Here is a 25561-nt window from a genome sequence, read left to right as displayed (position 1 = left end):
AACTCAGGTGAGCCGGCGGCAGTCCGGGCACAGTCCCCAGAAAGTGACCTCTGCTTCGTCGATGACGAAACCGTGGTCGTCGGACGGGGCCAGGCACGGCGCCGCGCCGACGACGCAGTCGATATCGACCACGGATCCACAGTTTCTGCAGACGAGGTGGTGGTGATTGTCCCCGATGCGTGTCTCGTATCGTGCCGCAGATCCGGCAGGTTCGATCCGCCGGAGCAATCCGGCGCCCACGCATGCCTTGAGTACGTCGTACACAGCCTGGGTCGAGACGGATCCGAGCGTGTCGCGCACCTGGGCCGCGATGTGATCGGCATCCGAATGGGGATGCTCGGCAACCGTTCCCAGCACGGCAACTCGGGGAGCCGTCACTCGCAGGCCCACGGAACGCAGTTGTTCCGCGGGATCGAAGTGGTGCCCGTCCGTTCGTTGCATGAGACCTAGTATGCCCCTTTTTTGGAATTAGTCAAGAAAAGGGGCATACCGGCTTACTTCGCAGGTCCCGTGGTCATCCGTCCGGAGGTGATGACGATTCCGTGGTGCGTACCCGGGCGGAGCCAGCGGCTCAACGTCGGACCTTCGGCCTCGACTCCGACGCGGGCATATCGGAACTTGCCGCGCAGCCGGGCCGTCGCACGGGAGAGCGTGCCGTCGTCACCGGGCTGAGCGAAGGGAAGGCCACCCATGATCGGCAATTCCGGGCCACGTGGGCGGGCCGAGGTGGCAACCTTCCATCCCCCACCGGTGGCCGAGAAATCGCCGGTGACGTCCCCGGAGAACGTGGCCAGGACCTTGGGCAGGAACCAGTGCTCGCGACCCCCGTGCACCGAGGGTTCCGAGTCCACCGCGATGAACGGCACCGCCATCGCGGGGATCAGCCCACGTCGCAGCACCGGGCTCGCGAGGATCTCGCGATACGGCCCCACCGGGGAGTCGAGGTACTCGACCATCATCGCGAGCGTGATCGGAAGGGTCGGCCCGTCCGGTCCGTATTCGGCCGCGGCCGGAGTGCTGCGGTGCCACCACAGCGTGGCGCGCACCTGCGCCGGCCACGGCGGCGGGGGCGACACCGGCCAGTCGGTACGTTCGTCGGCGCTTTCAGGCACTCTCCACAACATGGGCTGCATCCTCTCGTCAGACCGGGTGAATCGGAAGGCGGAGCGCAGCGGGAGCTTCTGCGGGGACCGTCGGTTTCACGGGCGGCACCGGCGAGACCGGACGGTACTCCGCCCCCAGCGGCGGGCGGGCATCGGCCTCGCCCTTGTTGGGCCACAACGCCATCGCACGTTCCGCCTGCGCGGTGATCGTCAACGACGGGTTCACACCGAGGTTCGCACTGACGACAGAGCCGTCGACGACGTGCAGGCCTTCGTGCCCGTACACACGAAGATAGGGATCGACCACACCGCGTTCGGCGGAATCGCCGATGGCACACCCACCGAGGAAGTGCGCGGTCATCGGGATGTTGACGAGATCCACGATCGAACCGCCCGGGTCGCCGCCGATCTTCTTCGCGATCCGGCGGATCGCCTCGTGCCCCACCGGAATCCACTCGGGAGGCGGTGTGCCCGGTCCTTGCTTGCTGGTCACCCCGCGCCCGAACGGCGTGCGCCTGGTCTTCAGCTCGAGCGAGTTGTCGTCGGTCTGCATCACCAGGGCGATCACGGTGCGCTCGGACCAGTTCCGCACGGAGAGGCTCCGCAGGAGCGCCCCCGGATTCCGGGCCGCGACACCGAAGAACTTCACCAGGCGAGGGAGGCGGCCGCCACCGTCGACCAGTAGCGCCTGGATCATCCCGATGAGATTGCTGCCCTTGCCGTATCGCACCGGCTCGATATGCGTGTGGTCGTCGGGATGGAAGGACGACGTGATCGCCACACCTCCGGTGTAGTCCACGTCGAGGTTGCGGGCGGTCGCCGCGAGCACGGCTTCCGAGTTGGTGCGCACGACCGATCCGAGCGTGTCCGACAGGTTGGGCAGATCCCCGGTCTCACGGCTCGCGAGCAGCAGGCGAGCGGTTCCGTAGGTACCGGCGGCGACGACCACATGATCGGCCGTGAACACGGTGCGGCGCTTACGGATGCCGTTGGTGCTGCGGGTGTGGACCTCGTATCCGCCCCCGCTCCGGGGAACCACACGCGTCACCGTGGTGAGCGCGTGGATCGCCGCTCCGGCCTTCTCGGCGAGGTACAGATAGTTCTTGACGAGGGTGTTCTTGGCTCCCACCCGGCAACCGGTCATGCAGCTACCGCATTCGGTGCAACCGGTGCGGTCGGGCCCGGCACCACCGAAGTAGGGATCCGGCACGGTCTTGCCGGGCTCGTCGAAGAACACGCCCACGGGTGTGGTCACGAAGGTCTCGCCGGCGCCCATCTCCTCGGCGACCTCGCGCATCACCTTGTCCGCGGGAGAGGTCGTGGGGTTCGGGCGCACGCCCAGCATCCGCGCAGCCTGGTCGTAGTAGGGCGACAGTTCGGTTTCCCAGTCGTCGATGTGTCCCCACTGCGGGTCCCGGAAGAACGGTGTGGGCGGCTTGTAGAGCGTGTTCGCGTAGTTGAGCGATCCACCGCCGACACCGGCACCGGCCATGACGAGTACGTCGGGCAGCAGGTGCATGCGCTGCACTCCGTAGAGTCCCAGAGCGGGAGCCCACACGTACTTGCGCAGGCGCCAACTGGTCTTCGGCAGCTCGTCGTCCGAGAACCGGCGTCCGGCTTCGAGAACGCCGACCTTGTAGCCTTTTTCGGTCAGCCGCAACGCTGCGACGCTGCCGCCGAAGCCCGAGCCGATCACGAGGACGTCATAGTGGGTCATGCAGAGACTCCTGCCGCTGCGGTGCGCTGCGTGTAGTTTTCGGGATCGAATTGCTTCGTGCGAGCCCGGTACTGCCATGTGAAGGTCGGCCACATCACGGAGTTGCGGCCCTTCTCGTCGATGTACCAGCTGCTGCAACCGCCGGCGTTCCATACGGTGCCCTCGAGAATCGGATCGAGTTCGTCGGTGTAGCGACGCTGCGCTTCGCCGGTGACCTCGACGGCGGTGATTCCCCGGTTCCGCATGGTGCGGAGCGCGTCGACGATGTAGTTGGCCTGGGATTCGAGCATGTACACGATCGAGCTGTGCCCGAGGTTGGTGTTCGGCCCGTACATGAGGAACAGGTTGGGGAAACCGTTGACGGAGATGCCCAGGTGGGCTGCGGGGCTGCCGTCCCACGTCTCCGCCAGGGTGCGACCGTCCGTCCCGCGTATGTGGTGCGCGACAGGAGGTTCGGTGGGGGTGAATCCGGTGCCGAAGATGATGGTGTCCACCGGGTACTCGTTGCCGTCCTTGTCCACGACCCCGTTTTCCGTCACCGCGGTCAGTCCGGACGACACCACGCTCACGTCGGACCGGGTGATGGCGGGGAACCAGTCGTTGGACAGCAGGATCCGCTTGCACGTGATGGCGAAATCGGGAGTGAGCCGCTCGCGCAGTTTCGGATCTCGCACCTGCTTGCGCAGCACCTGGCGGGCCCGGCGCTCGAACAACGGCAGCAGGTATTTGCGGGCGAACGGCTTCGTCATGCCCACGACGTAGATTTCCTTCTGCCCGTACACGGCGCCCCGCATGAGCTTCTGCGCAAAGGGGAAGCGCCGGTACAGCGAACGAACCGAGCGGGCGATGGCGGGGTCGTGCTTGGGCATCACCCACGACGCAGTGCGCTGGAACAGCGTCAGATGGGCGACGCGGTCGACGATGGCGGGGACGAACTGGATGGCGGACGCCCCGGTGCCGATCACCGCGACGCGCTCACCGGAGAGGTCGTGCTCGTGGTCCCACTCCGCGGAATGGAAAGTCTTGCCCCGGAACAACTCGAGTCCGGGCACCTTCGGGTAGGTGGGCGTCGAGAGAGTGCCGGTTGCGGCGACGAGCACGTCGGCAGTGAGTTCGCCGCGGGAGGTCGACACCGACCAGACCCCGCGTCCCTCGTCCCATTGCGCTTCCCGCAGTTCGCATCCGAACATCGTGCGGTCGGTGACGCCCTCGTCGCGGGCGACGCGGCGCAGGTAGGCGTAGATCTCTTCCTGGGCGCCGTGGGCACGCGACCAATCGGGTTCGGGTGCGAAGGAGAACGAGTACAGGGCACTCGGGACGTCACACGCCGCACCGGGATAGGTGTTCACCCGCCAGGTACCCCCGACGTCGTCTCCCCGTTCGAGGACGATCACATCCGCGGACGGGTCCTCGCGCAGCAGGGAAGCGGCCATTCCGATTCCACCGAAACCGGCGCCCACGATGAGCGTGTGCACGTGGTCGGGGAGCATCGCAAGACTCATTTCGACACCAGGGCCTTCCAGACCGGGAGCAGGCGCTCCCGGAACTCTCGATCGGATTCGGGGGTACGCATCAGGGCGGAAACGGCGAAACCTCGCGCGAGTTCTATGCCCAGATCGATGATGTCGGGACTCACCCGGTCGCCCATGATTTCGAGGCAACCCGTGCGCAGGGCGTCGGATACCTTGCGTTCGAGCGGGATCATCGCCGCGTGGAGCGCCGGATCGGTTCGCGCCGCTACCCACAATTCGAGTGCAGCGTCGAACAACGGCCCGGTGAATGCGTCGAACAGTGCCTCGAAGCCGTATTCCGGGTCGGGATCGGACTCGAGGATCTCCGTGAGTCGCTTGTCCACCAGGTGCTCGACCGCCGCGACGACCAGCGTCTCCTTGGTGGGAAAGTGGTGCAACTGAGCCCCGCGCGAGACGCCGGCGCGCTTCGCGATGCCCTGCGTGCTGATTCCCGAGTAGCCCTGTTCGACGAGGGACTCCACCGCTGCGTCGAGAAGCTTCGCTCGGGTTGCCGCAGTGCGCTGCGCCTGTGTTCGTGTGGCGCCGGGCACAGTGTTCTGGATCACGCTACGGATCGTAACGTCAACTCAACAAACAGTCCAGACTGTTTGTAAGTTTTTTCAGGACGAGCGGGTCAGCGCCCGGGACGACGCATAGGCACGTGGTCGATACCGGCGTCCACACAGTTCGGGCCGGTGCGCACGAAACCGAACCGTCCGTACCACTGCTCGAGATACGCCTGCGCCAGAATCTCGATCGGCTGCGAATGGCGGTCGATCACCGACTCGATGAGCCGCGCGGCGAGCCCGCGTCCACGCGCTCGTTCGGCAGTCGCGACACGTCCGATGTGGATGACCGGTCCGTCGCTGTCGAGGACCCGCAGCGTCGCCACCACGTCGCCGTCCTCTTCGACCCAGTAGAGGGTCGTGCTCGGCTCGAGATCGAGACCGTCGAGTTCGGGTTCGGAGACGATCCCCTGCTCGAACACGAACACCTCCGTGCGCAACCGGACGATGCGGTAGAGCGTCGCAGGGGCGATGCGGTCGAGAGTTGCGGAACGAATGGACGTCACCTCGCCATCCTAGGGCGTGGCCCGCTCAGCCCCTGACGCAGAAACAAGCGAGTGGACCATCCCCTCGGGGATGATCCACTCGCTCGAGTACGGAAATGTGCAGGAAGTCAGACGAGCAGCTCCGCAATCTGAATGGTGTTGAGGGCAGCACCCTTACGGAGGTTGTCGCCCGACACGAACAGGGCGAGCCCGCGACCTTCCGGCGCGCCCGGATCCTGACGGATGCGGCCGACCAGCGAGACATCGTCACCGGCCGCCGCGAGCGGGGTCGGCACGTCGACGAGCTTGACGCCCGGGGCGCCGGCGAGGATCTGCTGCGCACGCTCGACCGACAGGGGTCGCTCGAACTCGGCGTTGATCGACAGGGAGTGGCCGGTCACGACCGGCACGCGCACGCACGTACCGGACACGAGCAGGTCCGGGAGCCCCAGAATCTTGCGCGACTCGTTGCGCAGCTTCTGGTCCTCGTCGGTTTCACCGGAGCCGTCGTCGACGATCGAGCCGGCGAGCGGCAGCACGTTGAACGCGATCGGCGCGACATACTTCACGGGCGCGGGGAACTCGACCGCACCGCCGTCGTGGACGAGCTTCTCGGCGTCGTCGATGACAGCGCGGGCCTGGCCGAGAAGTTCCTCGACGCCGGCGATACCGCTACCGGAGACAGCCTGGTAGCTCGAGACGATCAGACGCTGCAGACCCGCCTCGTCGTGCAGTGCCTTGAGCACCGGCATCGCGGCCATGGTCGTGCAGTTCGGATTCGCGATGATGCCCTTGGGCGGGTTCTTCGCCGCTTCGGGATTCACCTCGCTCACCACGAGGGGAACCTCGGGGTCCTTACGCCATGCCGACGAGTTGTCCACGACGGTCGCGCCTGCCGCGGCGAAGCGGGGAGCCTGCTCGCGCGACAGCGTCGCCCCGGCCGAGAACAGTGCGATGTCGATGCCCGCGAGGTCCTCGTCGGAGGTCGCCGCGGCATCCTCGACGACGATTTCCTCGCCGCGGAACGGGAGCTTCTTACCGGCCGAGCGGGCCGACGCGAAGAACCGGACCTTGTCGGCCGGGAAGTTCCGCTCTTCGAGGAGCGTGCGCATGACGATGCCGACCTGACCGGTCGCACCGACAACAGCAATGGTCTTCCCCGTCGCTGCGCTCGCCTGAGTGGTCGTCATGGTTACCGTCCCGTCCCTGCGTGTACGACTGCTTCCTCGGTACCGCCGAGATCGAAGGCAGCGTGCAGCGCGCGCACGGCGTCGTCGAGTTCGGTGTCGTTGACGAGAACCGAGATGCGGATCTCGGAGGTCGAAATGAGATCGATGTTGATGCCCGCGTCCGCCAGCGCCTCGCAGAACTTGGCGGTGACGCCGGGGTGGCTCTTCATGCCGGCGCCGACGAGGGAGACCTTGCCGATGTGGTCGTCGAAGAGGACCTGCGTGAAGCCGATGTCTTCCTGCCGCTTGGTGAGCAGTTCGACGGCGCGCGGAGCGTCGGAGGTGGGCAGGGTGAAGGTGATGTCGGTCTTGCCGGTCTCGACCTTCGAGATGTTCTGCAGCACCATGTCGATGTTGATGTCGGCGTCGGCGACCGCGCGGAACACCTTGGCGGCGTAGCCGGGAGTGTCCGGCAGACCGACGACGGTGATCTTCGCTTCGCCGCGATCGTGCGCGACGCCGGTGATCAGTGCCTCTTCCACAGGGATGTCCTCCATCGATCCGGACACGATGGTGCCGGGCTTGGTGGTGTACGACGAACGAACGTGCACGGGCACGTTGTAGCGGCGGGCGTATTCGACGCACCGCAGCATCAGGACCTTGGCACCGCACGCGGCGAGCTCGAGCATCTCCTCGAAGGAAACCTTCTCGAGCCGCTGCGCGTCCTTGACGATGCGCGGGTCCGCGCTGAACACGCCGTCGACGTCGGTGTAGATCTCACACACGTCGGCGTCCAGTGCAGCGGCGAGCGCGACGGCGGTGGTGTCGGAGCCGCCACGACCGAGGGTCGTGATGTCCTTGCTGTCCTGGCTCACGCCCTGGAACCCGGCGACCAGCACGATGCTGCCCTCGTCCAGGGCAGTGCGGACGCGACCGGGGGTGACGTCGATGATCTTCGCGTTGCCGTGGCTGCCCGTGGTGATCACGCCGGCCTGTGAGCCGGTGAAGGAGCGGGCCTCGGCACCGAGGGAATGAATGGCCATCGCGACCAGGGAGTTCGAGATCCGCTCACCCGAGGTGAGCAGCATGTCCATCTCTCGCGCCGGCGGCACCGGGCACACCTGATGGGCGAGGTCGAGCAGTTCGTCGGTGGTGTCGCCCATTGCGGACACCACGACGACGACGTCGTTGCCCGCCTTCTTGGTCTCGACGATCCTTTCAGCGACGCGCCGGATCCTCTCGGCCGTCGCGACCGAGGATCCTCCGTACTTTTGGACGACGAGTGCCACGCTGTCGAACCTCCGGGTTGGGAACAAGTCCAGTGGCCAAGCTTACCGATGGGGATATTGGGGCCGGTCGGCCCCATCTGGAAAGTGTCGTGCGCAACAGCACGCCGCCGTCGGCGGCGTTGTCCGTAAATGACGAACATCGGTGCCCGAGCGGACCGACCGGGGGTGATCGACGAAAGTCGGCGCCGTCGCGTTAGACTGCTCGCATGCAGCGCGCGCTTCTCCTCGGCCGCCGCGGCGGGATCTGACCAGACCGGCTTCCCGCCGCGGGGTTTCTACGCGCCGGTCGATATCCTGATTTGGACCCACCGGTCCCACCTCTTTGGAGTTACGTCATGTCACCCGCCGACGCTTTCACCTCCGGTTCGCGCACCATCACCCCGCCGAGCAAGCCCGCGCCCGCCGATCAGCCCGCGTGGAACACCCAGAAGAACTCGTCGATGCCGACGTACCGGTACCGGCCGTTCGCCGAGGAAGTCGAGCCGGTATCACTGCCCGACCGCACCTGGCCCGACAAGATCATCGAGCGCGCTCCCGGTTGGTGCGCCGTCGACCTGCGTGACGGCAATCAGGCGCTCATCGATCCGATGAGCCCGGCCCGCAAGCGCCGGATGTTCGACCTGCTGGTGCGCATGGGTTACAAGGAGATCGAGGTCGGCTTCCCGTCCGCGAGCCAGACCGACTTCGACTTCGTGCGGGAAATCATCGAGGACAACGCGATTCCCGACGACGTCACCATTCAGGTGCTGACGCAGTCTCGCCCCGAGCTGATCCGCCGCACCTTCGAAGCATGTGTCGGTGCACAGAACGTGATCGTGCACTTCTACAACTCCACGTCGATCCTGCAGCGCCGCGTCGTGTTCCGCGCCGACAAGGACGCCGTGAAGAAGATCGCGACCGACGCCGCGGAACTGGTGATCGAGACCGCGAAGGACTACCCCGACACCAACTGGCGCTGGGAGTACTCCCCCGAGTCCTACACCGGCACCGAACTCTCCTACGCCAAGGAAGTGTGCGACGCCGTCGTCGAGACTCTGGGAGCGACCCCGGAGCACCCGGTGATCATCAACCTGCCGGCGACCGTCGAGATGGCCACCCCGAACGTGTACGCCGATTCGATCGAGTGGATGCACCGCAACCTGGCCAAGCGCGACTCGATCATTCTGTCGCTGCACCCCCACAACGACCGCGGAACCGGTGTCGCGGCAGCCGAACTGGGCTACCAGGCCGGCGCCGACCGCATCGAGGGATGCCTGTTCGGCAACGGCGAACGCACCGGCAACGTGTGCCTGGTGACCCTGGGCCTGAACATGTTCAGCCGCGGCGTCGACCCGCAGATCGACTTCTCGAACATCGACGAGATCCGCCGCACCGTCGAGTACTGCAACCAGCTGCCCGTCCCCGAGCGGCACCCCTACGGCGGAGATCTGGTCTACACCGCCTTCTCCGGTAGCCACCAGGACGCCATCAACAAGGGCATGGACGTCATGAAGGCCGACGCCGATGCGGCCGGTTCCGATGTCGACGACATCACCTGGGCCGTGCCGTACCTGCCCATCGACCCGAAGGACGTCGGCCGCAGCTACGAGGCCGTGATCCGCGTGAACTCGCAGTCCGGTAAGGGCGGCATCGCGTACATCATGAAGCACGACCACGGCCTGAACCTGCCGCGTCGCCTGCAGATCGAGTTCTCGCAGTCCGTGCAGGCCGTCACCGACGGAGAAGGCGGCGAAGTCAGCCCCAAGGAGATGTGGGATATCTTCCACGAGGAGTACCTGGCTCCCGTCACCCCGCTCGAGCGGATCCGCCAGAAGGTCACGGCCGCGGAGACGGACGACGGCGAAGACACCATCACCGCGATCCTCAAGGTGAACGGTGTCGAGAAGGAGATCACCGGTACGGGCAACGGCCCGCTGGCCGCCTTCGTCGACGGCCTCGAGTCGCTGGGCTACCGCGTCGCCGTACGCGGATACTCCGAGCACGCCATGTCCGCCGGCGACGACGCGAATGCCGCCGCGTACGTCGAGGCCGACGTGACCCGTCCCGACGGCACCACGACTCTGGTGTGGGGCGTGGGAATCGCGTCGTCCATCACCGTGGCGTCGCTGCGGGCGGTCGTCTCGGCGGTCAACCGCGCGAGCTGATCGCTCGGCCGATTCGGCCCATGTCCCGACCTGCGCGGCGGTACTCTGCGGAATGTTCCCGGGGTACCGCCGCGTCGTCGGTTCGGTACGCATCCCCGGACCGCTGAGCTCGTCCAACAGGCAAGGGGATCGCCGTGGAGTTCTGGGACATCATGTGGTACATCGTCGTGTGCTTCGCGTTCATCGCATATCTGATCATGCTGTGGCTGATCATCAGCGATCTGTTCGCGAACCGCGAGCAGTCCGGCTGGGTCAAGGCGATCTGGATCGTGTTCCTCTTCATCTTCCCGCTGCTCACCGGCTTGGTGTACCTGGTGGTCCACGGTCGCGGTATGGCCGAGCGGTCGGCGCGAGAGGCCGCGCAGATCAAGTCCGCTCAGGACAACTACATCCGTGAGGTCGCGGGCAAATCCCCGGCCGACCAGATCGCCGACGCGAAGGCACTGCTCGACGCCGGCACTATCACCGAGGACGAGTTCCAGGTGCTCAAGTCGCACGCCCTGCGCGTGACGGAGCCCACCCGTAGTTCCTGACACAGTTGGCAAGCCGCCGTCGGCGGCTCCCGTACGGCTGTGGAACACTCGCCGACGTGGGAACTAGCACTGAAATCACCGCACGCGGCCGGTTGGCCCTGCGCGCCGCGAAAGCTGCAGCCTGGGCATCCCAGAAAGCCGGACGTGGCAAGGGGTCGATGATCGGCGGGCTCATCGCCCTCAAGATCGAGCCGACGCTGATGAAGCAGGTCGGCCACGGACGCCGCACGGTGCTCGTCACCGGCACCAACGGCAAGTCGACCACGACCCGGATGACCGCCGCCGCCCTGGAAACCATCGACAAGACCGTCACGCAGGCGGACGGCGCGAATATGGACGCGGGCATCGTCGCCGCGCTCGCGTCCGATCTCCACGCGCCTCTCGCCGCGATCGAGGTCGACGAACTTCATACTCCGCACGTGGCCGACGCCCTGGAGCCCGAAGCGATCGTGCTGCTCAATCTCAGCCGCGATCAACTCGATCGCGTCGGTGAGATCAACATGATCGAACGCAAACTGCGGGCGGGCCTGCAACGACACCCCGATGCCGTGATCGTCGCGAACTGTGACGACGTGCTCGTCACGTCCGCCGCGTACGACAACCCCAACGTCGTGTGGGTGGCGGCCGGCGCGGGATGGGCGAACGATTCCGTGAGCTGCCCGCGCACCGGCGAACCCATCGCTCGCGAGGGTGTGCACTGGTACAGCACGGGATCCGATTTCGCTCGGCCGCAACCGGATTGGTGGGTCGACGACGACAACCTGTACGGGCCGGACGGCCTGGTGCTGCCGTTGAAGCTGACGCTGCCCGGAAAGGCCAACCGCGGAAACGCCGCCCAGGCGGTCGCAGCGGCGGTCGCCTTGGGCGCCGACCCCGCCGACGCCGTTGCCGCAGCAGCGGTGGTCGACGAAGTCGCGGGCCGGTACAAGACCGTGCAGGTCGGTCCGCATTCCGTCCACATGCTGCTCGCCAAGAATCCGGCGGGCTGGCAGGAAGCGCTGTCGATGATCGATCCGACCGTCGACGGTCTCGTCATCGCCGTCAACGGTCAGGTACCCGATGGCGAGGATCTGTCCTGGCTGTGGGATGTGCGGTTCGAGCACTTCGAGGGAATCCAGGTGGTCGCGGCAGGTGAGCGCGGCACCGATCTCGCGGTGCGCCTCACCTACGCGGGCGTCGACCACACGCTCGTCCCGGACCCGCTGAAAGCCATCGCTTCGTGCCCGCCCGGCCGGGTAGAGGTCCTGGCCAACTACACCGCATTCCGGGACCTCAACACCGAAATCTCCAGGAGGACGGCCAATGTCTGACTCGACCGTTCGAATCGGGCTGGTCCTGCCCGACGTCATGGGCACCTACGGCGACGGCGGAAACGCCCTCGTGTTGCGTCAGCGCCTGCGCATGCGCGGTTACGACGCCGAAGTCATCGAGATCGGTTTGAGCGACCCGGTGCCCGAGTCACTCGACATCTACACCCTCGGCGGCGCCGAAGACGCCGCGCAACGACTCGCGACGCGGCACCTCCAGCGCTATCCCGGCCTGCAGCAGGCCGCGGGCCGCGGGGCACCCGTCCTCGCGATCTGCGCGGCCATCCAGGTGCTCGGCCACTGGTACGAGACGTCGTCGGGCGAACGCGTCGACGGCGTCGGCCTCCTCGACGTGACGACTGCACCGCAGGAGATCCGCTCGATCGGAGAGATCGTCACCCAGCCTGTCGCCTACGGGCTCACGCAACCCCTGACCGGTTTCGAAAACCACCGGGGTGGAACGACACTCGGCCCGGACGCCACCGGACTCGGCCGCGTCTCGCGCGGCGTGGGCAACGGCGTCGGCGACGGACTCGAAGGCGCCGTCCAGGGTTCGGTGATCGGCACCTACCTGCACGGACCGGTGCTGGCCCGCAATCCCGAACTCGCCGACCGGCTGCTCGCCCGGGCACTGGGCGTGGATTCCCTGCCGCCGCTGGATCTGCCGGAGGTCGAACTTCTCAGGCGAGAACGCCTGCGCGCCTGACGTTCACGAGCGCGCGTCGGTTGCGGCCGACGCGTGCTCGACCACGAGACGGGCCAGTTCGTCGGGTACCTCGTCGGGAATCCAGTGGCTGACACCGGCGAGCGTCTCGGAGCGATACGGACCGGAGACGTAGCGCGCCGTGGCGTCGACCCCGGCCGGCCCGACGGCAATGTCTCGGTCGCTCCACACCATCAGGGTGGGCGCGGTGACGGGGTCGAGTGTCGCCTTCCGGTCTGCCCACGGCATCGCCCGGTACCAGTGCACCCCGCCCCGAACCGATTCCCGATCGGCGAGGCGGGCGGCATCGCGCGTCGCGGCGGCGGACGGTTGCCCCGACCCGCGGAGAACGGATTCTGTGATCCGCTGGTTGCTCAGCAGGAACTCTGGGATCCACGGGAACTGGAACACCAGCATGTACCAGGATCGGAACAGTTGTGCGCTGGTGAGGAAGGCGCGGAGGAATGCGGCGGGGTGAGGTACCGACACCGCCGTGAGGGTGCGGACCAGGTCCGGGCGCCGGGACGCGACGGTCCACCCGATCACCGAACCCCAGTCGTGCCCGACGAGGTGGACGGGAGACCCGTCCGCGACCGTCTCGATGAGGTCGACGACATCGTCGGTGAGCAGCGGAATGCTGTAGTCGCGGCGCCGCGGTGGACGCGCGCGAGGTGAATAGCCTCGCTGGTCGGGCGCGATCGTGCGGAAGCCGGCGTCGTGAAGTATCGGCGCAACGCCGTCCCACGACCGCGAGTCCTGCGGAAAACCGTGGAGCAGAACGATGATCTCGCCGCCGATCGGTCCCTCGTCGCGTATGTCGAACGTCAGTCCGTCGCGGTCGACGGTCGTGATGCGTTCCCCCACCTGATTCCCCCTGTTGCACGGACCTTGCACGGACCCCACACAGGGGTTCGGCCCGGTATCGCTTGCGCGTCTGCCGGGCCGGATCTCTGCTTCACGAGCGCTTCTCTGTCGTCCGCGGACGTCTTCCGCTCGATTCGCAAAACCGATGTTACCTAGGTCACATCGGTGGGTGCAACCCGAGGGGCTTTCTGCGCGAGGATCGCGGACCCCATCCACCGCCGCAGGTATCGACGCAGTTCGTCGTCTCTGCGCGGAGGATCTCCCGGGGAGACGAAGAACGACTGCATCGTCCGCAGCACGTATTCGACCAGTTCGCCGAGCGACTCGTCGTCGTAGCCGTAGCGCTCCCAGTCGACGTCGAACCGCCGGATCATGGTCATACCGAAGGCACGCGCTTCGCCCGACGCGATCACTTCCGGATGCGGGTCCGAATAGGTACTCGAGAGCAGGATGCCGAGATGAGGGGTGCGGCGGACCTCCGCCAACGTGAAGACCACGCCTTCGACCATCGCGTCGGCCGGGTCGTCGATGCCGCTCACCCGGTCGGCCAGCCGATCGAGGAATCCTTCCACCGACTCGATCGCAGCCGCGCGCATCAAGGCGTCGGCGCTGGTGAAGTACCGGTACACCGTCTGACGAATGACACCGAGCGATTGCGCGACGTCGGCGATGCTGATTTCCGATCCGGACCGGGCAATCAACTCCACCGCTGCCGCGACTATCCGCTGCGAGGCCTCCTCGTCGTCGACGGGAGGACGCCCGCCCCACCCACGTCTCCGCGCCACAATCTGCTTCCTCGGGTACCGCGACCTGCAACAAGAACCCGACGGTAACACGGGGAGCCCCCGCGCCCACGGTCCGTCACATGTCGCCGCGACCTCTTCCGTATCGGCACCGGGATTCCTATCATACAAGTGGCGGCTCTGATGTATGGTCACGCGAACCGAGGCCTCGGCACCCGGGGCCCCACCCGTCCGGCCTCCCCGAGGGCGGGCACGAGACGAGGTAGTGCCACGATGACAAACCTGCAGGTCCGGAAGATGCGCTTCGCGTTTGCGGATTACGACGTGCCGTTTCTGTGGAACGAGGAGAACCCGGCGTTCTCGAGCATGGCCAACGCGGTGTCGTTCCTTGCCATCGGTTTCGAGAAGATGATCGTGAACATGGTCCAGGAGGTCGTGCACAAAATTGCCGACCCCGAGGTGGTCGAGGAAGCCAACGCCTTCATGTACCAGGAAGGGCAGCATTCGACCGCCCACCGGCAACACGTCAAAGGCCTGATCAGGCACTACCCGGGCCTGCAGGAGACCCTCGACGAGGTCGTCGCGGCGTTCGACCGCCTCACCGCGGAGAAGTCCCTCGAGTACCGTCTCGCCTACACCGCCGACCTGGAAGCAACCTTCACGCCGGTGTTCAAGCTGATGCTCGACAACGATTCGCATCTGTTCCGCCCCGGCGACGACCGGGTCGCGTCGCTGTTCATCTGGCACTTCGTCGAAGAGGTCGAGCACCGCAGTTCGGCGCTCATCATCTTCGACGCGGTGGTGGGCAGCGACCTGTACCGGATGCGCATGGCCCCATCGGTTTTCAAGCACGTACTCGACGTCATCGCGATCGCCTGCGAGGGTTTCAACAAGCACGTCCCGATCGAGGAACGCAAGATCGACGCGATGTCGATGTTCGCGTCGTACCGGCGGAAGCAGAACCTGCGCAAGCGCCTGCCGTTCCTGCGCGCCGAAGACCACGGGCCGATGCCGCGGGCCTTCGACGTCCTGCCCCTGCGTGAGCAACTCGTCGCACTCGCAGGTGTCGTGCGCAGCCAGTTGCCCAAGCACAACCCAGATCACGAGAAGCTTCCCGCGCTCGCCGACGTGTGGTTCGAACGGTTCGATTCCGGTTACGACGTCTCGCACTGGTACACCGCCGAGACCGTGTCCGCGCGGGAGGCCGACTGATGTCGGACCTCTGCTCCCCCACGTTCGAGGACCTCGCGACGCGGCTGGGGTTCTCGTGCGCCGAAGCCGGCGGACTTTTCGAACTGCGCAGCCCCTTCGCCCTGGAGAACTGGACCCTTCCGGTACTCGAAGCGACGATCGTGCTGGGTGCGGTTCTGGCGCTGATCTACGCGATCGTCCGACTCCGCCGCACAGGTGATCCCACCAACCTCGTCGTGTGGCTCGGAACGCTCGCATTCCTGTTCATCATCGAACCGCTGCTGTACTTCCCCGACGCCTTCGGAGTCGCGGAATACGTGGACACGATGTTCGCGCACAACGTGTTCACGGTCGAGTTCATGTGGGGTCGCCTCCCGCTGTACATCATCGCGATCTATCCGTTGATGGCGACGATCGCGTTCGAGATCGTCCGGATGCTCGGAGTGTTCCGGCAGTACGGCGCCCTGATCGGGGCGGCGTGCGTCGGCTTCGTGCACCACGCCTTCTACGAGATCTTCGATCACCTAGGTCCGCAACTGCGGTGGTGGGAGTGGTCTCTCGACAATCCGATCAACCAGCCGTTCTTCGACTCGGTGCCGCTGCCGAGCGTGGTCGTGTTCGCCGCGCTGTGGCCCATGTCCCTGGCGTTCTGCGTCCAGTTCTTCGTCGGGCGCCACGCTGATGCCGGACGCAGGTTCGGGGGACTCGAACTGGTATGGCGCACAGTGGTCGTCGGCCTCCTCGCCTCCCTGGGCACGGTGATCCTACCGGCCCCCGCGACGATCATCGGCATGGGCAGCACCACCGTCCGCGCGACGATCTACGCCGCAGAACTCGTCGTCGTCTCGGTGGTGGCGATCTACGTGCTCACGCGGCAGTGGCGACGGCTACGCGCCACCCGGACCACCGGATCGCCGGAAACAGCCGTGTACTCCAACGATTTCGTCCGGTATTACAGCATCGCGTATCTGGTTGTGATGGCGGTGCTGTGGGCGAGCGCGCTGCCCGACTACTTCGCAGCCACCGACGGGGTCACCGGCAACGGCGATCCGGTGGGCAGCCTCTGGTACACGATTGCGTGCTTCGTGGTCGCGATACTCGTCGTCGCCGCGACCTTCACGATCCCGCGCAGCCATTCGCCCAGCACCGACGACGCACGCGCGAGGACACTGTCCGACGCATAGCGACCCATCCCCGACCGGACCGGTCGCTCCGCCCCGACGACGCGAGTGTGCCGTCGTCGGGGCGGCGTGGTCCGGTGACGAGGGTCGGCTATGCGGCGTCGGCGCCGTCGAGCAGCCAGCGATCGTCCACTCGCTTCAAGGTGATGACGAAGCGAGTGGCGTCGGTGCGGCCGTCGGGCACCACCGCATTCGTGACGTCCTGATCGAGGAAGACGAGCACGGTGGCAGTCCCGCCGTCGAGGTTCTCGAGGCCGGCGTGGTCGGCGCGTGCGACGGACGTTCCCTGACCGTTCTCGACCAGTCCCCGCAGATCACCCGCGACACCTTCGTATTTGGCAGCGAACTCCGGGGTGGAATTCGCGGTGACGGCGGCAAGCGAATCGTCGAAGGAGCGGTAGTCGTACGTGCCCAGCACGACCGCGTACTCACGCGCCTTCGTCACCGCTTCGGCGCGCAGAGCGGCATCTTCCTCCGCCTGCCACCACCGGAACCCGAAGAACGCCGCGGCGGCGAGGAGCGCCGCGATCAGGACGACCACCGCCCATCGTGCCGATCCGCCCCTCCCGGATGTGCGCCGCGTGTCCGGCGACACGGCCACGGTGTCGTCTCCCGTGCCGCCATCCGTCGTGGCTGCGTCCTCCGAGGTACCGGTGGCTCGTGTCATCTCAGTTGCCCAATCCTTCCAACAGTCTCTGCCAGTAGTTCAGCGCTTCCACCCCGGTCGGAATGAGCAGCGGATCGTCGGCGATGTCGGGGCCCGTCACCCCACCCGGAGTGGTCTGGTTCTGCAGGCCGAGGCCGTTCGGCCTCGGCGCCACCCGGGCGCCGCGCTGGGCAAGGTCTTCGCCCGGAGGACAGTAGAGCGAGAGATTCGGCTGCCGGGGACCGTAGTCCGGGATCGTGCGGCGCGGGGTGTCGTAGTAACACACCGGCCCCTGCGTGGCCACGAGGGAGAAGTTGCCACGGTCGCCCACGACGACGCGGTCGAGATCCTTCAACGCGGCCGGCATCGACACGAGGCCCGCTTCCAGGGCCGGACTCCTCGGCCCCAGCACCTCGCCGACCGTCACCAGGTTGGTGAGCAGCACTCCGAAGTTGTCCTCGGTCGCCGCGAACAGTTCTTCGGTGCGTGCCAGAGCGTCCGGCGAACGGTCGAGCAGATACACCAGCGAGTCCCTGCTGCCGACCAGTTGGTCGGACACGTCTCGCACCTCCTCGACCGTGCCGGGGAAGGACTGGGAGTTGCGTGCCAGGGCGTCGACGAGATCGAGTCCCTCGTCGAGCAACGTCGCAATGGCGGGTGCGCGTTCTTCCACCATCCGCGACAAGGTGTCGGCGTTCTCGAGCAGCGCCTGCAGGTCGGGTCCGGTCCCTTCGAGGGCGGTTCCCCAGGTGTCGCCGAGGGTAACGAGCGAGTCTGCGTCCAGGCTCTCGATCAACGACGTCATCCGGATCAGCATCTGATCGAGCCGGAGGCTCTGATCCTCGACGGGCACGAGGATCTCGTCGCCGGACCCGAGGTACGGGCCGTCGTCCTTCTCCGGCTCGATGTCGAGCGTGAGGATTCCGATCGCCGTAGCGGTGACCACCCGCGCAGTGCTGCCGACGGGGATCTGTGTTCCCGGATCGAGGGAGAGCACCGCGTCGGACCCGAGGCCGCCCGGCGCCACCTCGATGGAGTCGATTTCTCCCACCGCGACGCCTCGATACGTCACGGATGTGCCCGGACCGATCCCGCGTGCGTCGGACAGGTGCGCCCGGAGTTCGATGGCACCGCCGAGGCTCTGGGGTCCCAGCACGTACCGGATTCCGAAGACCGTCGCGAGAAGCCCGACGATAACGAACAAGGTGACCTGCACCTTCACCGAGCGGTTCACCGTAGATCGCCCCGGAGAAGATCTTGCAGGCCCACCGCGACGTCGGCCTGCGGCATCGGCACAGCCGGTCCCCCGTCGAGCGGAACACCACCGGTCACCAGCAGATCGATTGCGGCGGGAATGTCGAAGGCGCCGTCGAAGATCAAGTAGTCGCCGGGCGTCGCGCGACTGAAACCGTCCATGAACAGGTTCATGTTGACGAGAGCCGCCTCCACGGTATTGTTGAAATCCCTGATGCCCGAAGTGATGTCGGCAAGGTCGTCCACCGCGCCACCGATCGTCCCGGAATCACCCATCACGGTGTCCACCGACTCCGACACCGCGGCCGTACTCGACACGAGAGTGGTCAGGTCCTGCTGCTGCTCGGCGAGCAACGTCACCATGCGTGAACTGTCGGAGATACTGCGATCGAGCAATTCCTGTTGCTGCGCAAGCCGTCCCGACACCGACTCGACCGCGACCAGCGTGCGCTCGAAGTGGTCGCTGTTCTCGTCGGCCAGCGCCGTCGTGGACTCCAGACGCGTGAGCATGTCGCGGATCTTCTCGCCGCGACCTCCGAAGGCGGCGTTGAGTTCGGCGGTGATGGTGCGGAGTTGGTCGAGTCCACTGCCGTTGACGACCTGTCCCAGCATGGCGAAGGTCGATTCGATGTCCGGCCCCACCTCCGTCCGCTCGATCGTGTCGCCGTCCGAAAGCAACTGCGCGGAAGGCTCCTCGGGCATGTCGATCTGCACGAAAGGGCTGCCCAGCGCCGACGGAAGCCGCACGGATGCACCGACGTTCGCGGGGAGTTCCGCCGACGACGACATGCTGAGATCGAGGTATGCGCGTGTGCCGTCGGTACGCAGTGTGTGGACACGGCCCACGACGGCCTGGCCGGCGCGGACCTCGGCTCCCGGGTCGAGCCGGTCGGCACTCTCGAACACCGCCGTGACCGAATAGGTGTCGCCGGATCCAGTGCGGCCGAGAGGTAGTTCGTGCAGGCTCAGCCCACACCCGGTGGACAGCACCGCAACCGACGCCAGGACCCCTGCCGCGCGAAGGGCTCTCGTCATCGTGTGCCCCCTTCGTTCAATGCCCGGTCCAGGGACTCGGGTACCAGGTCTCCGTAGGGATCGGAGAGGTCGAACGGCACGGTGATGGGGTTGGTGAATCCTGCACCGGTACACAGCGGCAACGGTTCCTGCGCGCAGAGTTCCTGCGCGCGCGGGAACTGCCCGATCTGCGTGGAGATGTTGAGCCGGATGCGCGCTCGGCCGTCGGGCCCGATGGCGTTGTCGATGTTCTGCATCGCGAGCGGCAGCACGTCGAAGATCTCGGCGAAGCCGACCTCGTGTGCGGCAAACGTATCGGTGAGAGTCTTCGCATTCGCCATGATCTGTTCGATGTCGCCGCCGCGATCGGCGAGCAGTGCGTCGAGTCGGTCGAGAACCACGGTCAGTTGATCGATCGGGGTAGCGACATCGAGATCCTGACGCTGCAATTCCTCGCCCAGGTCGCCCATTCCGTCGACGAGCGCGGCGAGGTCGCCCTCCCGGGAATTGACGGCGCCGATCGCGACCGCGAGATCGTCCACGACCCCGCCGATGTCCTCGGACTTGGCACCGATGACCGCGGTGGCCTGACTCAGAGATGTGATCGCACGGTTCATGTCCTCGCCCATGCCGGCGGTCGCGTCGGCCGCGACGTCGAGGGTGCGGCCGAGTTCACCGCCTTCGGGTCCCAGCGCCGCCGCGAGCAGGTCGACGCTCTCCAGGAGTTCATCCCAGTTGATCGGCGCATGACTGCGTTCGACCGGAATGACGTCGCCGTCCTGCAGGACCGGGCCACCTCGGTACGCCGGGCCGAGTTCGATGAACCGGTCGCTGATCACGGCGGGATTCATGACGAACGCCGAGACGTCGGCGGGCAGCGTCACCTCGCTCGGAACCGTCATCGTCACCTCGACGACGCGCCCTGCCGGCCGCACCTCCTCGACGGTCCCGAGAGGAAGTCCGAGCACGGCCACCTTGCTGCCGGGGTAGATCCCGTTCACCGACGCGAACTGCGCGACCACGGGTCTGGTGCGGTCGGGCCCCACGATGTACCAGACGCCTGCCGCGCACAGACCCAGTACGACGACGACCGCGACGCCGCGTACCAGCCATGTTCTTACGGTCCCGCTCAATTGCACCCCTCCATCACGCCGATGCTGCACAACGCGTTGTCGGGAATCGGACCGGCGGGGGCGTGCACGTCGACCCAGTTTCCGTTGCCGGACGCATCGGTCGCGGCGCGGAGCCCGGCCGGAAGCTTCGTGAGGATTTCGCGGATGTTCGCGGCGTTGGCTTCGAGCGTCGCGGTGACCGATTCGAGGTTCACGAGCAGAGCATCGATTTCACCGGAGTTGTCGGTGAGGAACCCCGCCGTGGTCTCGGTGAGTTCGCGCAGATCTTCGACGAGGACGACCAGTGCCTCCTTGCGGTCGGCGAGGATGGTCACGACCGCGGTGGCGTTCTGGACCAGGACGGAGACGTCCTCGCTCTGCGCGGACACCACCGAAGTCAGCGACTTCGCCGAGCGCAGCAGGGACGTTATGCGGGAATCGTTGCGTACCAGCATCTGTGAGGTCGCTTCGACCCCGGCGAGCGCATCAGCGATGTGCTGGGAGTCGGAAGGCATGGTGTCGGTGAGTGTCTGCATCATCGATTCGAGCGCGTCGATGTCCAGTCCCTCGCTGACGGTTTGGGCATCGGTGGTCAATTCGTCGAGGCTGTAGGGCACCGCTGTGCGGGACAGCGGGACCCGATCGTCGGCGAGTTCACCGGCGCCTGCCGGTGTGACGGAGAGATACCGCTTACCGAGGATGGTCTTGAGCTTGATCTCCGCCGTCGTGCGGTCGCCCAGATCCTGCGCCCGGTCGATCCGGAAATCCACAAGAATGCGGTCGCCCGCCATCTCGAGCCCTTCGACGCGTCCGGCAGGGACACCGGCCACATACACCGGGTCGTTCGGCGCGAGGCCCGCCGCGTTGGCGAATTCTGCTGTGTAGGAGTGCGTTCTGAGCAGGTAGGTCACCTGCGGCAGTGCCAGTGCGTCGACCATGACGACGGCAACCACGGCGATACCGACCACCCCGAGGACGATCGGATTCGCATTCCGGTCGTGGCGTCCCGAGAAGATCGTCGCGATCACGTCCCGTGCCTCACGTGCCGCTTTCATCGGCACACCTCCGAGTAACGGGTGCCGAGAAGATTCGTCTCGAAATCTCCCGACAGGACGGTAAAATTACACATGTAGAGGTTGAGCCAACCGCCGTAATCGCCGATTCGGTTGAGGCTGTCGGCGAGTGCGGGGAGGCCCGCCATCGCCTGGTCGAAGTTCTCGGTCTGCGGAATCCACGCGTCGGTCATCACCCGCAGATCCGTCACCGCGGTGTCGAGCGGGGTGACCGCGCCCGACATGAGCGCGGCCGTCGCGCGCACGGCGGAACTACCGCGGTCGACCAGCGTCGCGAGTTGCGTGGAATCGCCCGCGAGTGCCTGGCTCACCGCCGTCATACCCGAGATCAGGGAAGAGACCTCCTCGTTGCGCCGGTCCACCACGGTGACGAGTTGTTCGAGGTTGCCGATCACCTCGTTGAACACCTGCTCCTGTTCGACCATGTCTGCGCTGACGGACGCGACGTGCAGAAGCAACGACTCGAGGGTTCCGCCCTGCCCCTGGAACGCCTCCACCACCGAGACCGCGAGCGCATTGATCTGTGCGGGATCGATCGCTTCGAACAGGGGTTTGAAGCCGTTCACCAGAGCGGTGAGATCGACGGGCGGAGCGGTGCGTTCGAGGGGGATCGTCGCACCCTCTTCGAGCACCCCGCCCGTGGTGTCGTCCGGCAGGCGCAAGGCCACGTACCGGACTCCGATCATGTCTCCGTAGTTGACCTTCGCGGTCACATCCGAAGTGAGTTGCTGATCGGATTCGATATCGAATCGGACCAGCGCGCGAGAACTTCCGTCCTCCTGCGGCGCGAAAGCGACCTCCGCCACCTTGCCCACACGGACTCCTGCGAGGGTGACATCGCTTCCGGGCGTGAGCCCCTCGACGTCGGTGAACTCGGCGGAGTATTCACGGGTCGAACCGACGACGGGCTGGTCGAGGGTGTTGCCGACGACGACCGCGGCAACGACACCGACGAGGCAGAACGCTCCCAGACGCAGCGCCGGACCGGTAACCGCGCTCACGGGATGCTCACCTCCGCTCCGCGTACGAACGGCGCGAGCAGCAGCGACGCCGCCGCGGACGGGTCGATGCCGGGGGCCGCCGCGTCGGGCGCGATGCCCGCCGCGATCTGCTCGAGATAACCCAGTGGGGCACGCTCGGCCGACGCGGCCCGGATCGACGGCCCGTTCTGCGCCGACGTCCGGACGGGGTCACCGCAGTTGGCGCCGTCCATCCCCGGGTATCTCGGGCAATCGTCCGCCGTGTACGGCAGAGGGTCGGCGAAATCGGGGACGGCGGTGATGTTGAACCGGCCCGTCGAGAAGACTCGGGCACCGGCACCGCCGAAGATGGACAGGTAGCGAAGGGTCTCGTCGAGTCCGGTGGTGTTTCCTGCGAACGCGCCCATGACCGGCGCCCCGTTCCGCACCACCGAGATCATGTTGCCGGTGTTGGCGGAGAACAGGGCCGCGCCTTCCTGTCCGAGCGACGCGCCCCCGGACAGCAACCGCCGGATACCGTCCTCACGCTCGAGCACGACCTGCGACAGTTCGGAGGCGTTCGCCATGATGGTGACGACATCGTCGGTGGCCGCCGAGAGCGCTTCGTTCACGGTCGCGACCTGAGGGGCCGCTGCGATACCCGCGTCGACGAGCGGACCGAGGTCGGTGGCGAGCGTGGACATGCGGTCGATCGTCTCCCCGAGACCTGCGCCCCGGCCCTGCAACGCCTGGCTCATCGCGTCGAGCGCAACCGAAAGCTGCTCCGGACGCAGTTGTTCCATCAATGCGGCGGCACGGTAGTAGAGGTTTGCCAATTGCACGGCCTCCGAAGACGTGTCCACACTCAGCTCGGCGCCCTCGGCGAGGCGTCGACCGCGCTCGGGATCCTCCGGTGGCACCAATTCGAGGAACACGTCGCCGAATAGGGTGCGGGGCACGACACGGACCCGCACCGACGCCGGAATCTCGGAGATCTGCGCCGCGTCGATCTGCATCGTCAGGCGGGAACTGGTGACGCCGGCGTCGAGTCCGACGAGACTTCCCACGTGCACGCCCTGGTACTGGACGCCCGCGGAACCGAAGATGAGTCCGGCGTCGGCCGGAAGGGTCGCGGTGACCTTGGGGTCGCGCGACAACGAACCGGCGCCGGACGCGACGAGCAGCACTCCGGTGACGACGAGGACCACGGTCGAGACCATCCCGACCAGTGCGAGGGCCGGTCGGCTGAGACCGGCCGTCTTGTTGGTCGGGCGCGGCAAGGGCTGGCCCGGAAGCGGCCGCGGCACGAGGCGCGGGGACGTCACGAGACTCCCACTCCCGGGATGGTGGGGACCAGACCCCACAGGGCGAAGGTGAGCACGACGTCGGTGACACCGATGGCCAGGATGCTCGTGCGCAGTGCCCGTCCCGCTGCCTGTCCCACCCCTTCGGGTCCGCCGGAGGCATAGAACCCGTAGGCGCAGTGCACGATCGCGACGATCATCGCGAACACCACCGCCTTGATCAGCGAGTACCACAGGTCGGACGGCGACAGCGCGAGGTGGAAGTAGTAGTCGTAGGTGCCGGCGGAGTTGCCCTGGAAGTTGACGACCACCAGACGGGTCGCGACGAACGACGCGAGCAACCCCACCATGTAGATCGGGATCACGCAGACGGCGGCGGCGACGAGACGGGTGCTGGCAAGGAACGGAATGGATTTCACGGCCATCGCGTCGAGCGCATCGATCTCGTCGGAGATGCGCATCGCGCCGAGTTGCGCGGTGAACCCGGTCCCGACCTTCGCGGCGAGCGCGATGGAGGCCACGACGGGGGCCAGTTCCCGCGTGTTGGCGATTGCGGAGAGCATGCCCGACAGCGATGTCATGCCGATCAGTTCGAGTCCGCGCTGGGTTTCGACGCCCACCATCATCGCGGCCACCCCGGACATCGCGAACACGATGCCGATCGTGCCGCCACCGGCCAGCAGCGACGCGTACCCGAAGCTGACGTCACCGATATGGAAGAGCACGTGACGGAAATACCGGCGCAGAGCGGTGGGGATTCCGGCGACGGCTTTACCGGCGAACACGACCTGCCGGCCCATCGACGCGAAACCGTCGACGGTCGCCGCCACCGGGCGATGCGTCACGGATCGTGCGCGGATGAGAGTGGAATAGGAGAACATCAGTAGGTGCCCACTGCCGGAACGAGCACGGTGTACATCTGGGACAGAACGGTATTGACCACGAACACCATGACGAAAGCGAGCACCACACCTTCGTTGACAGCGTCGGCGACACCGCTCGGACCACCCTTGGCATGGAGGCCTTTGAAGGACGCGATCAGCGCGGACGTGATGCCGAAGCACGCGGACTTGAACATGGCGGTCGCGAAATCCGACAGCCGGCCGTACTCGCCGAGGGTGCGCAGAAACGCTCCCCCGGACCCGTCGTTGAGGTAGATCTCGTACAGATAGCACGCGGTGACGCCGACAAGGGTCACGGTGGAACAGAGCATCAGCGAGACGAGCACCGACGCGAGCAGTCGCGGCACCACCAACCGCTCGACCACGTTGAGACCCATGACCTCCATGGCCTCGATCTCTTCACGAATGGTGCGCGATCCGAGATCCGCGCAGATCGCGGACCCTCCGACCCCGGCGAGCATGAGTGCGCAGACGAGCGCGGCGGCCTGGCCCACGACCACGAACGAGACGATCGCGCCGGAGTAGGCGCCCGCACCGAGTTGGCCTGCCAGCGATCCGACCGACACCGCGATCAGCACCCCGACCGGGAGCATCAGCAACAGTGCCGGTCCGCTGCAGACCTTCGCGATGAACAACGACTGAGTGACCGTCTCGGACACCGAGAGACGACGGCGAATCAGGACGCGGACCGTGGCGACGAGAGTCTCGAGGGAGAAACCGACGAGTGCACCGACCTGGATCGCAAGGTCGTGGGCCGGGCCCTTAGGCTTGGGCAGCTCGAAAGTCATTTC

25 protein-coding genes are annotated in these 25561 nt (G+C 66.4%); 6 read left to right on the top strand and 19 right to left on the bottom strand.

Annotated features, from left to right (window positions below; all coding sequences use genetic code 11):
• Positions 1-3: 3 nt before the first annotated feature.
• The 8 genes from AC0B44_RS14085 to AC0B44_RS14050 form a co-directional block, all read right to left on the bottom strand.
• On the bottom strand, positions 4-441 hold the full coding sequence (locus AC0B44_RS14085) for a Fur family transcriptional regulator (RefSeq protein ID WP_471903467.1): 438 nt from the start codon (positions 439-441) through the stop codon (positions 4-6).
• A 53-nt stretch (positions 442-494) separates the two neighbouring features.
• Positions 495-1124 carry an acetoacetate decarboxylase family protein gene (locus AC0B44_RS14080; protein WP_471903466.1) on the bottom strand — a complete coding sequence of 210 codons (630 nt, stop codon included), beginning with the start codon at positions 1122-1124 and terminating at the stop codon, positions 495-497.
• A gap of 16 nt (positions 1125-1140) precedes the next feature.
• Entirely contained in the window at positions 1141-2820 is a 1680-nt protein-coding gene (locus AC0B44_RS14075; protein WP_471903465.1) for a GMC family oxidoreductase N-terminal domain-containing protein, read from the bottom strand.
• Complete coding sequence (locus AC0B44_RS14070) at positions 2817-4322, bottom strand: flavin-containing monooxygenase (RefSeq protein WP_471903464.1); 1506 nt, start codon at positions 4320-4322, stop codon at positions 2817-2819. Before AC0B44_RS14070 ends, AC0B44_RS14075 begins: the two co-directional genes overlap by 4 nt.
• Complete coding sequence (locus tag AC0B44_RS14065) at positions 4319-4897, bottom strand: TetR/AcrR family transcriptional regulator (protein WP_471903463.1); 579 nt, start codon at positions 4895-4897, stop codon at positions 4319-4321. The genes AC0B44_RS14070 and AC0B44_RS14065 overlap by 4 nt, the downstream gene beginning before the upstream one ends.
• A 68-nt stretch (positions 4898-4965) precedes the next feature.
• Positions 4966-5403 carry a GNAT family N-acetyltransferase gene (locus AC0B44_RS14060; RefSeq protein ID WP_471903462.1) on the bottom strand — a complete coding sequence of 146 codons (438 nt, stop codon included), beginning with the start codon at positions 5401-5403 and terminating at the stop codon, positions 4966-4968.
• Positions 5404-5510: 107 nt separating this feature from the next.
• Positions 5511-6572: an aspartate-semialdehyde dehydrogenase gene (locus tag AC0B44_RS14055; RefSeq protein ID WP_471903461.1), complete on the bottom strand. Its 1062-nt coding sequence runs from the start codon at positions 6570-6572 to the stop codon at positions 5511-5513.
• Positions 6573-6574: 2 nt separating this feature from the next.
• Positions 6575-7840, bottom strand: a complete 1266-nt coding sequence (locus AC0B44_RS14050) for an aspartate kinase (protein WP_471903460.1) — start codon at positions 7838-7840, stop codon at positions 6575-6577.
• A gap of 335 nt (positions 7841-8175) precedes the next feature.
• Between AC0B44_RS14050 and leuA the strand changes: the two genes are divergently transcribed.
• From leuA to AC0B44_RS14030, 4 genes are all read left to right on the top strand, one after another.
• The gene (gene leuA, locus AC0B44_RS14045; protein WP_471903459.1) at positions 8176-9984 is read left to right on the top strand and encodes a 2-isopropylmalate synthase; all 1809 of its coding nucleotides are present in this window, start codon (positions 8176-8178) and stop codon (positions 9982-9984) included.
• Positions 9985-10136: 152 nt separating this feature from the next.
• Positions 10137-10517, top strand: coding sequence for an SHOCT domain-containing protein (locus tag AC0B44_RS14040; protein ID WP_471903511.1), 381 nt, complete (start codon positions 10137-10139; stop codon positions 10515-10517).
• Between the two features lie 56 nt (positions 10518-10573).
• Positions 10574-11827: a MurT ligase domain-containing protein gene (locus AC0B44_RS14035; RefSeq protein ID WP_471903458.1), complete on the top strand. Its 1254-nt coding sequence runs from the start codon at positions 10574-10576 to the stop codon at positions 11825-11827.
• Complete coding sequence (locus tag AC0B44_RS14030; RefSeq protein WP_471903457.1) at positions 11820-12530, top strand: type 1 glutamine amidotransferase; 711 nt, start codon at positions 11820-11822, stop codon at positions 12528-12530. Before AC0B44_RS14035 ends, AC0B44_RS14030 begins: the two co-directional genes overlap by 8 nt.
• Before the next feature lie 3 nt (positions 12531-12533).
• Here AC0B44_RS14030 and AC0B44_RS14025 read toward each other — a convergent pair whose 3' ends face one another.
• Both AC0B44_RS14025 and AC0B44_RS14020 read right to left on the bottom strand, forming a co-directional pair.
• Positions 12534-13391, bottom strand: a complete 858-nt coding sequence (locus tag AC0B44_RS14025; protein ID WP_471903456.1) for an alpha/beta fold hydrolase — start codon at positions 13389-13391, stop codon at positions 12534-12536.
• Positions 13392-13543: 152 nt separating this feature from the next.
• A complete protein-coding gene (locus AC0B44_RS14020) occupies positions 13544-14176 on the bottom strand; it encodes a TetR/AcrR family transcriptional regulator (RefSeq protein WP_471903455.1) in 633 nt (210 codons plus the stop codon).
• A 231-nt stretch (positions 14177-14407) separates the two neighbouring features.
• On the opposite strand from AC0B44_RS14020, the gene AC0B44_RS14015 reads away from it, so the two are divergent.
• Positions 14408-15346, top strand: coding sequence for a metal-dependent hydrolase (locus AC0B44_RS14015; protein ID WP_471903454.1), 939 nt, complete (start codon positions 14408-14410; stop codon positions 15344-15346).
• Positions 15346-16509 (top strand): hypothetical protein, encoded by a 1164-nt coding sequence (locus tag AC0B44_RS14010; protein ID WP_471903453.1) that lies wholly within the window; start codon positions 15346-15348, stop codon positions 16507-16509. Before AC0B44_RS14015 ends, AC0B44_RS14010 begins: the two co-directional genes overlap by 1 nt.
• A gap of 88 nt (positions 16510-16597) precedes the next feature.
• Here AC0B44_RS14010 and AC0B44_RS14005 read toward each other — a convergent pair whose 3' ends face one another.
• The 9 genes from AC0B44_RS14005 to AC0B44_RS13965 are packed head-to-tail and all read right to left on the bottom strand — an operon-like array spanning position 16598 to position 25558.
• Entirely contained in the window at positions 16598-17173 is a 576-nt protein-coding gene (locus AC0B44_RS14005; RefSeq protein ID WP_471903452.1) for a hypothetical protein, read from the bottom strand.
• Position 17174: 1 nt separating this feature from the next.
• On the bottom strand, positions 17175-18386 hold the full coding sequence (locus AC0B44_RS14000; protein ID WP_471903451.1) for an MlaD family protein: 1212 nt from the start codon (positions 18384-18386) through the stop codon (positions 17175-17177).
• Positions 18383-19441, bottom strand: a complete 1059-nt coding sequence (locus AC0B44_RS13995; RefSeq protein WP_471903450.1) for an MCE family protein — start codon at positions 19439-19441, stop codon at positions 18383-18385. Before AC0B44_RS13995 ends, AC0B44_RS14000 begins: the two co-directional genes overlap by 4 nt.
• Complete coding sequence (locus AC0B44_RS13990) at positions 19438-20553, bottom strand: MCE family protein (protein WP_471903449.1); 1116 nt, start codon at positions 20551-20553, stop codon at positions 19438-19440. Before AC0B44_RS13990 ends, AC0B44_RS13995 begins: the two co-directional genes overlap by 4 nt.
• On the bottom strand, positions 20550-21587 hold the full coding sequence (locus AC0B44_RS13985) for an MCE family protein (protein WP_471903448.1): 1038 nt from the start codon (positions 21585-21587) through the stop codon (positions 20550-20552). The genes AC0B44_RS13990 and AC0B44_RS13985 overlap by 4 nt, the downstream gene beginning before the upstream one ends.
• Positions 21584-22606 (bottom strand): MCE family protein, encoded by a 1023-nt coding sequence (locus AC0B44_RS13980; RefSeq protein ID WP_471903447.1) that lies wholly within the window; start codon positions 22604-22606, stop codon positions 21584-21586. The genes AC0B44_RS13985 and AC0B44_RS13980 overlap by 4 nt, the downstream gene beginning before the upstream one ends.
• Positions 22603-23889, bottom strand: coding sequence for an MCE family protein (locus AC0B44_RS13975; RefSeq protein WP_471903446.1), 1287 nt, complete (start codon positions 23887-23889; stop codon positions 22603-22605). The genes AC0B44_RS13980 and AC0B44_RS13975 overlap by 4 nt, the downstream gene beginning before the upstream one ends.
• A complete protein-coding gene (locus AC0B44_RS13970) occupies positions 23886-24749 on the bottom strand; it encodes an MlaE family ABC transporter permease (RefSeq protein WP_471903445.1) in 864 nt (287 codons plus the stop codon). Before AC0B44_RS13970 ends, AC0B44_RS13975 begins: the two co-directional genes overlap by 4 nt.
• Complete coding sequence (locus AC0B44_RS13965) at positions 24749-25558, bottom strand: MlaE family ABC transporter permease (protein WP_471903444.1); 810 nt, start codon at positions 25556-25558, stop codon at positions 24749-24751. Before AC0B44_RS13965 ends, AC0B44_RS13970 begins: the two co-directional genes overlap by 1 nt.
• Positions 25559-25561 lie beyond the last annotated feature (3 nt).

It is taken from the genome of Rhodococcus sp. NPDC019050, assembly GCF_055664235.1.
The sequence above is the reverse complement of the archived record's forward strand: the minus strand, read 5'-3'. Positions and strand labels throughout refer to the sequence as shown.